Here is a 12,333-nt window from a genome sequence, read left to right on the forward strand (position 1 = left end):
TGCGTTTTGCTCTATCCTATAGAAGACACCTCTTCTTTATGGCAGTGATTGCTAGACACTCTCACTTTACCAAATGAAGCGGTGTTTTTCTATTTTATTAGGATGATCCCTGCAATCTTATGGAGGCTTCCAGACAATGAAAAGAATGGTCAGATTACGTGCTGCATCCTTGAAAACCAAACTCCTGATATTACTGCTCCTGCTCTCTGTTATTCCGGTCATCATTGTCGGACTCACATCACGGACACTCATGTTTCGATCAGGCATGGATCAAAATAAGGTCATTGCAGAGCATTTCGTGGATCTGGTCGCAAGCGAGATCAATGCCCAGATCATAAGTTTGGATCAGATGCTTAATGCTCTGATCATTGATGAGGCTTTCCAGCGCTATGTTCATACATCAAACGAGGATACCGTAAGTCAGCTTCGCCAGATGCAGGATTTTGGCGACTATTTGGAAAAATTGGCGCAATCGAGGACTTATATTCGGGGTATCCTGTATGTGGATCAAGCGGGAAAGACATTTTACGAATCGGGGGCGCATAATGAGTCGATCAATTATTTGTACGACTTGCGGGATGACGCATTTTATGGGCAGTTGTTCGAACGAGATTCGCTGAGCCTGCTTCCGACTCATGAGCGAAGTTATATGCATGTGGGAAGAAAAGAGGTATTCTCCTTGGTCAAACCCGTAACCAGCTTCTCTGGCAAGGTCGAGAAGGCTAGGTTAATCATTGAGATAGATCCGCAGGTTTTCTTTGCATTCATGGAGAAGACTGAACGCGACAGCTATCATCATCAGATCCTTCTATACCACGAAGCAACGGGTGATCGTATTCCCATAAGCGAAGGAGAAGCTCCTGCCGCATTGCTTGCCCATCATGAACCACAAGCGGCACAGAAGGGGACGTATATCTATCAAAAGAATCGAAGTGAGGGTCAGATCCAGGTGAGTTACGAGCGTTTGGCTTATGATAACTGGACACTGATCAGCTTGGCCGAGCTCGAGGAGATGTCGAAGGGAACCAAGCGGGCAACACGAGTTGTTTGGAGCGTGGGGGCGCTGCTTGTTATGGGTTCGATTGTGCTGGCTACACTTTCAGCCAATTCCATTCTTAGACCGTTATATCGCTTGAAGCAATCGATGGCGATGTTAGGCAAGACGAAGAAGTTGATTGAAGTGCCGCGAGCGTCACATAGCGAAATCGACTTCCTGATCCACACGTATAACAAGATGCTGACGCGGATAGACGTGATGGAGATGCAAGTATTCAAGACAACGATGCGGCAAAAGGAAGTGGAGCTGCTGCAGCTGCAGGCCTATATTAACCCGCACTTCTTGTTTAACACGCTGGAAATTATCGAATTGTATGCGATAAGAAACGAAGGTGAGAAGATCGAGGAAGTCGTTCAGATCGTCGCAAAGATGATGCGATTCTCGATCCGACAGGATGGCGGGTGGACCACGGTCCGGGAAGAATTGGATTATGTCCGCGACCTGATCCGGATTCACCAGCTTCGGACGCAGAATGATATTGGGATGCAATGGCTCATCGATCCGGCTTCAGAGTCAATTCCGATCATGAAACTGAGCATTCAGCCGTTCGTAGAGAATGCTCTAAAGTATGGGTGGAGCCCGGAGGCGACGGCGGAACCGCTGGAGTTAATAGTGGAGTCGGCAGTTAGCGATAATGGCTTGCGATTAGTAATCTGCGATAACGGAACAGGTATGGACGAGATCACATTAGGCTATTATCGCCAATTAATCGCGAGCCGCGGTGAGATCGTCCATGACTACTTCAAACGGCATACCGGGATTTATAATGTGTATCGACGTTTTCTTCTCGCGTATGGCAGGCGCTTGGAGATGACGATCGACCATGCATCGACGGGCGGTGTGCGAATTACTATAGAGATTGCAAACAAGGGGGACGCTGAGGATGATCCGGATATGCATCATAGATGACGAACAAACTGTACGGGAAAGTATTGTCGAGAAATTGCATCGGCTGAATGTGGAAGATCGTTTGCAGGTTTTCGATATCGGCTTTGGATTAGAAGCGCTGAACAAGCTGGATCTGATTCGACCCGAGCTGGTGATTACCGATATTATGATGCCGACGTTGAACGGTCTTGCGCTGCTGGAGGAGATTCGCAAGAGGCACTGGGAGACGGAGGTTGTCGTGCTTAGCGGTTATGATGAATTTGAATATGCCCAACAAGCGATGAAACACGGTGCCTTGCAATACTTGCTGAAGCCGGCTAGCCGGCAAGCGCTGGCCGAAGCCGTTCAGTTGGTTGGGCGGCGCCTCCGAACGAGATGGGAAGCGGAGATGCAGCTATTGACCGATCGTATATGGATGCAGCACCAGATGAAGATCACAATTCATGAAGTGTATCAGCCTGCCATGTGGCTGGATGCTCGTGTGCCCAAGCTGATCGAGCTGTCAGGCAGAGGTCGGAGCCAGACTCGGTCTGAGGAGTACACGATATTCACATTCAGTATCGATCATGATCATGCCGGACAAGTACGGATTGCCGCTGATACAGATCGAAGAGGGCCAGGGCTGTTTCATACTGCAGATAAATTTAGTTCCAGCCTGATCCGCGCAGAAGAAGGATGGCAAAGCGTCCACTTCTTCGAACGCCCAGATCGTCAGGTGAGTCGGTCGCAAGGGAGCTTCGCAAGTCAGGAAATTCGCAGGTTGAATGAGAAGCTGGTTGATCTGCTCGTTCGCAGTGAGATCGATGAGCTGGCCGAATGTTTGTCGGACTGGTTCGAGACTGCGGAAGGTTTGCCGATAGCGGTATTTCGCAAGGAATGCGCAAAGATGTTGGCGATAGCGGAAGTTGTGATGACGACCCGCCGCCCATATACGATATATGAGGATGAACAGGTTCACTATTGGCAGATGTGGGTGTTGCAAGCTTCGAGCTGGGTTCAGTTGAAATACGATATTCTGTACTTTATCAAGGGAGGAATGCGAGCTTTGCTGCAAGAGTCCCAGGCAGAGTTCGGCGATAGCGACGTGGTCGAGCAAGCGCTCGCTTTGCTGCATCAGTCGACTGATTCCAAGTTAGGTCTCTCAGGCTTGGCCGAACAGCTCCATCTCCATCCGGTAACGCTAAGCAAGCTGATCAAGCATAAAACAGGGATGAACTTTATTGATCATGTCGTCAGACACAAGCTGGATCGAGGGAAATCGATGCTCGATAACACGAATAAAAGTATCGCGGAAATTGCAGAAGAAATCGGGTATCTGGACTTCCGTTATTTTAGCAAGCTGTTCAAGAAAACCTACGGTTTGACTCCGAAAGATTACCGCACTAAAAAATTCACACAATGAAGTTAAAAGATTCTGAAGCCTTCGCATGCGTTCAGTCGGTATGATGGGCATGCAGACAAAACTGATTAACGAGGTGAGAGGGTTGCAGAAAAAAAACGTGTTAAAGAGTGTCGTTCTGATTGTCCTCATGCTGGTCATTGTCGTTGGTTGTTCATCCGCGAATACCAATGACTCCCAGCCTGACGCGCCTGCTGCGTCCAATACCGGCAAAGAAACAGTCCAACCGGATGAGAAGCCGCAGGAGGTGGCATTATCGATGTGGTCACGTTGGCCTGGCCCCATGGAAGACATGATGAAGGAGACGATAACGGAATTTGAGCAAGCGTATCCGCACATCAAGGTGGAGCTTGCTTCTGCCGCTCCTGATCAATATGTGGCACAGCTCCAGACTGCAATTGCGGGTGAAAACCTGCCGGATATCTTCGCAGCGCACCCGACTGTTCCGGTGTATCAACTGCATGAATTGGACCAGTTATTGCCGTTGAGCGATGTGATTGGAGATCGGATTCATGAATTCGAGCAAGGAAGTCTGGTGGAAGGCACCACGCAGATGAATGGAGAAGTATATGCACTGCCGATTATGTCGAGCAAAAAAGACGGATTCGTTATGTATTACAATATGGACGTGCTGGAGAAGGCCGGGCTAACTGAAGCAGATGTCCCCAAGACGTGGGAGGAACTGATTAAGGTTAGCGAACAAGTGGTGGCAGCCACCAACCGTGAATCCTATGGCCTCCTATATGGGTTGAAAAGCAGCTGGCTTGTCGGATTAGTCGCCCAAACGATGGGCTCCGAGATCAGTCCGGAAGTCCTTCCGTTTACGCATATGAATCCTACTAACGGTCACTATGAATTAAACCGTCCGGGCATTGTCGAGACACTCGAATTTTTCAAAGACATGGTAGATGCGAAGCTGGTGCATCCGAACAGCTTGGTCATCACCGCACAGGAAGCATCGAGCTTGTTCGTCTCGGGTCAGGCTGCCTTCTTGTTCGACGGCGCATGGCGCGCAGCCGAATTCGTGGGCATGGACTTCGTTGATTTCGGTGTAGAGTTCCTGCCGACGAAGTCGGGCGGGCAGCAATATATAGAATTCACGGGAAATCTGGCGGCAGGTCTGCACGCATCCAAGCATACGAAGCATCCGGAAGAGGTTGGCGTTTTCCTCAGATACTTCATGGATAAGTATTATCCAAAGATCGTCAATGCCGGTGTGCAATACTCTCCGATGCCGACAATCAATGAAGCAGCGACGATGCCCCATGAACTTCTGAAGAAGACGCTGCAGATCCAAAACGAACAGTTCGTCCCTTCTCCCGACGCCATTATGGTTAATCAAAATGCGGTTGCCGTCTATAGCGAGGCGAGCGGCAAAAAACCGAAGGAGACGATTGGCACAATTATGGAAGGTTACTTGAGCGGACAGATCAGTGACCTGGCGGGTACGCTGCAGAAGTTGAGCGACGAGACCCAGAAGGCTCACGAAGACGCGATTGCCAAGGTGAAACAGGAAGGTTTGGAAGTAGACGTCAGCGACTGGGTATTCCCGAACTGGACGCCCCTTGTACCTTATGAAGCGCAATAATCGGCTAATAGAGAACGGGGGAAGGATGTATGGCGAATCCAATCGGCTGGACGACAGCGGGCCCTGCTCCCAGGGCGGGGACGTTTAGAAGACGCAAGGGGAGCCGAATTGCGTGGGCATATGTGTTTATACTTCCGCAGCTTTTATTTCTTATTTTGTTTACGCTTTATCCCATTGTAATGAGCTATGTATATTCCTTCTATGATTGGAATGGTATAGGACCGCTCGACGATTTTGTGAATTTCGACAACTATACGCGTGTAATCGGGGATGAAAGGTTCTGGAATGCGTTCAAGAATAGTTTCATCTACACGGGTGGAGTGACCTTATTATTGATGCCTTCAAGCTTGTTGTTGGCGATCTGGCTGAACAACGGCATGTTGAAAGGCAGAGTGTTTTACCGGACGCTGTACTTCTTGCCGGTTGTGACGACGACTGCGATCATAGGGATCATCATGCGCTCTATCTTCGGCAACCAGCATGCCTTCTTCAATGAATTGCTGATCAGTCTGCGAATGTTGCAAGAACCTTACTCCTGGCTGGGTAAGCCGACATCGGCGATGATCATTGTGATTGCGATCGGCTCATGGAAGTTTTTCGGGATGATGATGGTGTACTGGCTTGCAGGCCTCCAATCCCTGCCGAAGGATATTTATGAGGCGGCCAGCATCGACGGCTGCGACGCTGTCAAGACATTTCGTTATATTACATTGCCGCTGATCATGCCGATCGCCGCCGTTGTTCTGCTGCTATGCGTAACGAACAGCCTACATGTCTTCGATCTCGTCAAGACGTTGACGGAAGGCGGTCCGTACTATAGCACTGACATGATGGATTTATATATCTACCGCCAGGTGTTCGATATATCCGGTTTTCCGCAATATGGATATGCATCGGCTGCCGGTATCATCTTCGGCTTGTCCGTATTCGGAATAACCTTGGTGCTAGGTTGGTTTGTCAAGCAAGCCAGAACGAGATAGAGAGGAGTGGTCGCTGGTGAGAGCTTGGCAGAAGCAAGTCAAAGTCAAAGGATTAGCGATTCACACTGTGTTGATCGCTCTCGGCATTGTATGGGTCTATCCCTTTGTATGGATGCTGTTTTCATCGTTCAAGACGAATACAGAGCTGATTGCCTCCGGGATCAAGCTGCTCCCGGAAGCGCCGCAATGGGACAATTACAATCGTGCCTGGACAGAGGCCAACTTCTCTGGTTACTTCCAGAATACGGTGATCATCACCGTGGCTACGGTTGTCATTGTTGTGCTGATGTGCGCCCTGACGGGTTACGCGCTTGGGCGCGTGCAGTTCCCGGGACGCAAGTTGTTTGTCATCGTCATTACCGCGACGATGTTCATGCCGAAGGGTTATACGATATTGCCGATCTATATGACGATCAAATATATGGGCCTGCTGAATTCGCTGCCGGGTGTCATTCTAGCGGAGTCTTCCGGCGCGCATGTGTTGTTCATCCTCTTGTTTATGTCTTACTTCTATAAGCTGCCGAATGAACTGGAGGAGTCGGCGGAGATGGATGGAGCCGGCTTTTTGCGGACATTCCGGACTGTGATGCTGCCGCTCTCCAAACCGATGATTGCAACGACAGCGATTATGCAGTTTATCTGGACGTGGAATTCATTTTTTGTACCGCTTATTTTTACGATGAATAATCCGGATTTGCGGACATTGGCGGTCGGAATGTATGCGTTTGTCGGCGAGCATTCGGTGGACTGGACGGGAATGGCTGCTGCAGCCGTCATATCGATCATGCCGATCATTGCGGTGTTCGTTGCCTTCCAACGGTTCTTTATCGAAGGGATATCCGGTTCGGTTAAAGGGTAAGACGTAAATCATGGACATGAGGTGATGATGATGACTATTGCGATGGCCATTATACCCGACACGCAAATCGCGGCTTGGCAGCATCCTGAGGTGCTGCGGCAGATGGCGAAGTGGATCGTGGATCATAGAGAGGACTATCGTATTGAGATGGTTCTTCATCTGGGTGACGTCGTGCATCTTGGTGCGAATGATGAGCGACAGTTCCAAGACGCCAAGGCAGCCTTGGATATGATTGATGAAGCGGGAGTGCCGATGCTGATTGTGCCGGGCAACCATGATTATGACAATCTGTTGAATGAAGATCGCAGTCTGGATATGTTCAGACATTACTTTGGCGTCTCGCGATTGGCGGGGAGGGAATGGCTGCGCGGTTTATACGAACAGGGAAAACCCGAGAACGCCTATGCCGTGATCGAGAGCAATGGGCTGCAACTGCTGTTTATCGCCCTGGAGTTCGGACCGCGCGATGAAGTGCTCGCGTGGGCGGACGGTCTGCTTGCCACCTATGAAGATCATCATGCGATTATAGTGACACATTGTTACTTGTATCTAGATGCTACTCCGAGCAAGCTGGGCGATGAATATAATCCGAGAGACTATGCCGGCGCTGAAGGAGCTAATGACGGTGAAGAGATGTGGAAGAAGTGCTTCCGGAAGCATCGCAATATCATCGCCATCTACTCCGGACATCAGATTCCATACTCGATTAGCTATAGTGTTGCTATTGGAGATCATGGCAATCCGGTGTTCCAGTCGTTTCAGAACTGGCAAGGCGCTGATAAGGGCGGCAGCGGTCGCTTCCGGCTTGTGACGATGAATGGTCAAGCGGGGGTGCTCAAGCACATGGTCATCAACCCGATGCTTGACGGTGCGGAAGCCGGCGATGGGCATGAGGTGGAGTTTTGTTTCCGAGAGATTGACAGAAGCCGTTTGGAGCAGACGAAGTATAGCCCCCTATAGCAGGCGGGAATTTCGAGATATTCTTAATGAAGAATGGAGATGTGCGACGCATGAATATTGCCTATATCCAACCGCCTTATCCGCATCTGGACAAGATGAACCCGCTCGATAGCGTTCGTTATATGCTGGATCAAGCGCTGCAGGTGCAGGAAGACACCGATTTGCTCGTCTTGCCGGAGTATGCCAACTGTCCGGGATTGGACAGCTACGATCAGCTGCTGCAATTCATAAAGCGGGAAAGCCGCGACTTTCTGGCCGAACTATCCGGTATTGCAAAGGATAAGCGCATGCATATCGCCGGGAATATCGTACGTCTTACAGAAGCGGGATTACGCAATACGACGGTATGGATCGATCGTAAGGGCAAGGTTGCGGCAGAGTATGACAAGACGCATCTGACCGAGTTTGAACGCGGCACCTTACGGCTCGTTCCTGGCGATACGGTACGGCATGTGGTGATAGAGGGCATTCGTGTTTCCTTTGCCACCTGCTTCGAACTATACTTTCCGGAATTTTTCGAAAGGCTGGCTGCGGGACGTCCGGATATCATCATCGTGCCTACTTATCAGAGGTCCGAGCGCAGCGAGGTGTTGACCGCTCAGGCCATCTCCCGGGCGCTGGACAGCGGCAGCTACCTGTTGCGCTGTTCGTATTCGATGGGCGCGACGAGCGAAGCCGGGGGCATGTCGATGCTGGTTCATCCGCGAGGGGAAGTATTAAGCTGCGCTGAGCAAGAGGTTGGTATTTTTCACACGAAAGTGAACATCAAGGACAAGTGGTGGAGACCGTCTTCCTATGGCGGCGGTGTGCTGAATTCGCGCGAGATCATCGAGAGGAATCGGCGTTCTGAATTGTATCGGAATGCGGGACCCGGAATAGGCAAGCTTGCGGTGAAGTCGCCGGCCCTTATCGCTCATCGCGGCTTTAGCGCTAACTGCCCGGAGAATACAATGCCTGCATTCGGAGCTGCGATCGCACTTGGCGTTGATGAAATCGAATTCGATATTCGCTGCTCGAAGGACGGCGAGCTGATCGTTATTCATGACGCAACGCTCGAGCGGACGACGAATGCAACCGGTCTGGTCAGCGATTACAGTTGGGCCGAGCTGCAGCGCTATGACGCTGGCAGTTCGTTCTCGCCTGCGTGGCAAGGAACAAAGCTACCCTTGCTGGATCACGTGCTGGAGCAATATGCCGGCCGTATCATTATGAACGTGCATGTGAAAGATGCCGGCGAGGACGGTTACGTCATCAAGCGGATTAGAGCATTAGCCGATCAATATGATGCCGCCGCCAGCATCTATATTGCCGGTGATCGGGATGTGTTGGAATACGCCTTGCAACACGCTCCGAATATCGAACGGTGCTGTCTGGTCGAGCAAGCAAGCTGGAATTTGGTGGACCATGCCATACAGTATGAATGCGGCAGACTGCAGTTTTTCCCAGCTTATTGCAATGAGGAAGAGGTACAAAGGGCGCATGCGGCAGGAATCCGATGCAATCTGTTTTATTCAGACAATCCGGAGGAGACACGGCGTCTCTTCCACATCGGTATCGACGCAGTATTAACCAACAATCCGTTGCATACAGTGGAGGAGTGACTCGGGTGATGCATACGGAATATGAATTATTAAGGCGGGCAAACGTCTATTTTTTTGACCTGGACGGGTGCGTGTATCATGGTACGAGATTGGACCCGGACGCCAAGCTACTGATTCAACAGCTGCGGAAGAAGGGAAGAGAGGTCTTCTTCATAACTAACAACTCGCGCGAAAGAGCCCGGGAGATAGGTGTGAAATTATCGGATATGGGCTTGCCGGTGGCGCCGGAGCGCATCATTGCGGCTACTGATTATGTATGCACTCATGTCCTTGAGACCTACGGTTCCATATCTGTAAAAGTGGCAGGAAGTCCGGGGCTGGAAGAAGCTTTCCGAGAGGAAGGCGTTCGCTTGCTTCCCCTTCACTCGGAGGAGACGGCACAATTAATCGTCATTGGAAGAGATACCGACTTCTCCTATCGGAAGTTGCAGAGCATTGCGGAGGATGCAAGGAACGGAGCGGCTCTCCTATCCGTAAATCCGGATGCGTCCCACCCGGGGGAGAACAATCGTAGCATTCCTGAGACAGGGGCTTTGGCAGCTTCTGTAGAGTATATGCTCGGGTATAAAGTCGACTATTTTGGAAAACCGGCGCCTTATTTGTTTCATTACGGAATCCGGATGAGCGGTTACCATAGTGAACAATGCGTGATGATCGGAGATAACCTTTATACGGACATTCAGGGGGCGGCCAAAGTCGGGATGAGGACGGTGTGGCTTCGAACCGTGCATCAACCATGCGATAGTGACCGAACCGAAGCCATCAAGCCGGATTATACGATGAACAGTATGAAGCAGCTGAGAAGGATTGTGCTTCGGGCTTGATCAACCTTTGGCGCCCAAATGAAGGAACGATAGGAGGCTATTCTAGTGAAACTATGGTTATGTGGCAATGATTTGGATCGCATCGCGGATTGGTTATCCTATGACGCTTTCGAAGGGATACTGACAAATCCGGACATTGTGGCGAATGCCAAAATGGACAAAGTAGCATTTTTTACTTCATTATGCGAGATCAGCAATGGCCCCGTCTTCTATCAGCTGCAATCCGGCGATGAAGTGGAGATGCTCCGTGATGCCTCACGCATGCTGGATATTGATACTAAGATGAGAATTAAAGTGCCGGCGACGCGATCTGGTATGCGGGTAATCAGCCGGTTGACCGCTGAAGGGCATTCGGTGCTGGCGACCTGCGTCCCGGATTTGACCACCATGCTCATGGCGGTCCGCTTTGGCGCGCAATGGATTACCCCTTATGGTTCGATATGGCATCCATTCGGTCAGGTCGATAAGGAGACGCTGCTCAAGGAACTCTCAGAAGTGCTCCGCAACCAGCAGCTGTCTGCACAGATTATTGCGGGCGTTAAAGATCCGGTTGAGCTTCGTAGATTCACCTTGGCGGGAATCGACAACTTCTTCATTTGGGACAAGGATATTGAATGTTTCTTTGACCTGCCTATGGTGTTGCGCTCAGAAGCGAATTTCGAGAAAAGCTGGAATACGATTAACGTTCAATCGTAAGGGGGCATTCACGTTTGGCTTATCTAGGGTTTGAAAGCGGAGGTACGAAGTTGGTCGTCTCTCTTTCCTATGATGGGGAATCCATCGCAGCCTCTCGGAAGATTAACCGACCTCATGATAACACCGCAGAACAAAGCTTGAATACCTTGCTTGAGACAGCGCTTGATCTGTTGAAGGAGCATGGTCTGGGTAGGGAATCGATCCAAGCAATCGGGTTTGGCTTCGGCGGCAGTGTGAACAGCGATCTGAATAAGCCGCTGTTTTGTTTGCACGAAGAGGGCTGGAGTGAGCTTGGCGCTGCGGATCAGATTCGATGCCAATTCCGCGGTCCGGTTTATTGGATCAATGATTGTGAGGCTGCGGCGTTGGCGGAAGCTTCGTTATTAAAGCATGTTTCGCATATTTTCTATGTAACTTTGGGGACAGGCGTTGGCGGAGCTTTTGTTTCGAACCGGCGACTCTTTCGCACCTCTGCTGAAGGGAATTCGGAAGTCGGCCATCTGCTTGTGGATGATGATTTTTATACGCCATGTCCATGCGGGAGCTCGGGGTGTCTTGAGGCGGTATGCTCCGGTCCGGGGTTGCTAAGACTTGCTAAGCGAATGTTTCCAGAAGAGGGGATTACCGCGCCTGAGCAAGTGACGACCGGGTACTTGGCCGGTCATCCGCAATTTCAGGAGGTTATGGAGCAATATATTCTTTACTTGGCGAAAGGGCTGGCATCCGTCATGACGCTGTATGATCCTGAACAGATTGTGCTCGGAGGCGGGCTAGGTCAATTTGTGGTGGAACACTTCCAACCGAGGCTCGAGGATGGTATTCGCGACAAGTGCTACCTGCCTTTCCGCAAATCCGTATCCATTCACGCATGGACAGCTGAGGAACAAGCGGTAGGTATGGGAGCAATTATATATGCACGGGAGCAATCGGGTATTATCAAGCTTTACTGATCAAGATGGGCGTGAAGTAATGCGTATGCGCATTACTTCACGCCTGTGTCGATTTCCACGCCGAATTTAATGGATAGGTCTTCACGGTCATGGGGGGATGTTAAATTAAAATAAGAAGGAGCTGATTCCAATGAGTGATACCAACCATGAGCCCACCTCATGCGACCATACATCATCTACAGAGCGGAAGAGTCATCATTCCGAAAAAACAAAAATCAATTTGTTTCAAAGACTGAATCGTATCGAAGGGCAAGTGCGAGGGGTGAAGGGAATGATCGAACGAGATACGTATTGTGATGATGTGCTGCATCAAATCTCTTCGATCCAAGCCTCTCTTAATGGACTGGGGAAGCAACTGCTGGAACATCATTTAAAAAGCTGTGTTATTGAACGGATTGAAGAAGGCGATCGAGAAGTTTTGGATGAATTGTTGACCACCGTAAATAAGTTAATTAAATAACAGAAAGGGGAGACAACATCGATTGTCTCTCCTTATTTTTTTTCTAGCAAAGGCGATGGAGGTAAAGGAGC

At 50.2% G+C, this 12,333-nt stretch carries 11 protein-coding genes; all 11 read left to right on the forward strand.

The genetic code is table 11. The features are described from left to right. Positions 1-136 precede the first annotated feature (136 nt). The 11 genes from M6D81_RS05145 (at position 137) to M6D81_RS05195 (ending at position 12,262) form a co-directional block, all read left to right on the forward strand. Positions 137-1,966: a cache domain-containing sensor histidine kinase gene (locus M6D81_RS05145; protein ID WP_262675746.1), complete on the forward strand. Its 1,830-nt coding sequence runs from the start codon at positions 137-139 to the stop codon at positions 1,964-1,966. Beyond that, positions 1,941-3,347: a response regulator transcription factor gene (locus tag M6D81_RS05150; RefSeq protein ID WP_262675747.1), complete on the forward strand. Its 1,407-nt coding sequence runs from the start codon at positions 1,941-1,943 to the stop codon at positions 3,345-3,347. Before M6D81_RS05145 ends, M6D81_RS05150 begins: the two co-directional genes overlap by 26 nt. A gap of 82 nt (positions 3,348-3,429) precedes the next feature. Next, positions 3,430-4,932, forward strand: coding sequence for an ABC transporter substrate-binding protein (locus M6D81_RS05155; protein WP_262675748.1), 1,503 nt, complete (start codon positions 3,430-3,432; stop codon positions 4,930-4,932). A gap of 29 nt (positions 4,933-4,961) precedes the next feature. Then, entirely contained in the window at positions 4,962-5,912 is a 951-nt protein-coding gene (locus M6D81_RS05160) for a carbohydrate ABC transporter permease (protein ID WP_262675749.1), read from the forward strand. A gap of 16 nt (positions 5,913-5,928) precedes the next feature. Further along, positions 5,929-6,771 carry a carbohydrate ABC transporter permease gene (locus tag M6D81_RS05165; protein ID WP_262675750.1) on the forward strand — a complete coding sequence of 281 codons (843 nt, stop codon included), beginning with the start codon at positions 5,929-5,931 and terminating at the stop codon, positions 6,769-6,771. Positions 6,772-6,795: 24 nt separating this feature from the next. Next, on the forward strand, positions 6,796-7,731 hold the full coding sequence (locus M6D81_RS05170; protein ID WP_262675751.1) for a metallophosphoesterase: 936 nt from the start codon (positions 6,796-6,798) through the stop codon (positions 7,729-7,731). Between the two features lie 50 nt (positions 7,732-7,781). Further along, a complete protein-coding gene (locus tag M6D81_RS05175; protein WP_262675752.1) occupies positions 7,782-9,332 on the forward strand; it encodes a glycerophosphodiester phosphodiesterase family protein in 1,551 nt (516 codons plus the stop codon). Between the two features lie 8 nt (positions 9,333-9,340). Beyond that, positions 9,341-10,156, forward strand: coding sequence for an HAD-IIA family hydrolase (locus M6D81_RS05180; RefSeq protein WP_262675779.1), 816 nt, complete (start codon positions 9,341-9,343; stop codon positions 10,154-10,156). A gap of 45 nt (positions 10,157-10,201) precedes the next feature. Continuing rightward, the gene (locus M6D81_RS05185; protein ID WP_262675753.1) at positions 10,202-10,852 is read left to right on the forward strand and encodes a transaldolase family protein; all 651 of its coding nucleotides are present in this window, start codon (positions 10,202-10,204) and stop codon (positions 10,850-10,852) included. A gap of 14 nt (positions 10,853-10,866) precedes the next feature. Then, entirely contained in the window at positions 10,867-11,802 is a 936-nt protein-coding gene (locus M6D81_RS05190; protein ID WP_262675754.1) for an ROK family protein, read from the forward strand. A gap of 130 nt (positions 11,803-11,932) precedes the next feature. Beyond that, positions 11,933-12,262: a metal-sensitive transcriptional regulator gene (locus M6D81_RS05195; RefSeq protein WP_262675755.1), complete on the forward strand. Its 330-nt coding sequence runs from the start codon at positions 11,933-11,935 to the stop codon at positions 12,260-12,262. Positions 12,263-12,333: the final 71 nt, after the last annotated feature.

The organism is Paenibacillus sp. J5C2022 (genome assembly GCF_025567625.1).
Lineage (GTDB): Bacteria > Bacillota > Bacilli > Paenibacillales > Paenibacillaceae > Pristimantibacillus.

Excerpts from the sequence above, each read along its gene's own strand:
- M6D81_RS05145 (WP_262675746.1), top strand. The coding sequence starts at position 137 with ATGAAAAGAATGGTCAGATTACGTGCTGCATCCTTGAAAACCAAACTC.
- M6D81_RS05150 (WP_262675747.1), top strand. The coding sequence starts at position 1,941 with ATGATCCGGATATGCATCATAGATGACGAACAAACTGTACGGGAAAGT.
- M6D81_RS05160 (WP_262675749.1), top strand. The coding sequence starts at position 4,962 with ATGGCGAATCCAATCGGCTGGACGACAGCGGGCCCTGCTCCCAGGGCG.
- M6D81_RS05170 (WP_262675751.1), top strand. The coding sequence starts at position 6,796 with ATGATGATGACTATTGCGATGGCCATTATACCCGACACGCAAATCGCG.
- M6D81_RS05175 (WP_262675752.1), top strand. The coding sequence starts at position 7,782 with ATGAATATTGCCTATATCCAACCGCCTTATCCGCATCTGGACAAGATG.
- M6D81_RS05180 (WP_262675779.1), top strand. The coding sequence starts at position 9,341 with ATGCATACGGAATATGAATTATTAAGGCGGGCAAACGTCTATTTTTTT.
- M6D81_RS05195 (WP_262675755.1), top strand. The coding sequence starts at position 11,933 with ATGAGTGATACCAACCATGAGCCCACCTCATGCGACCATACATCATCT.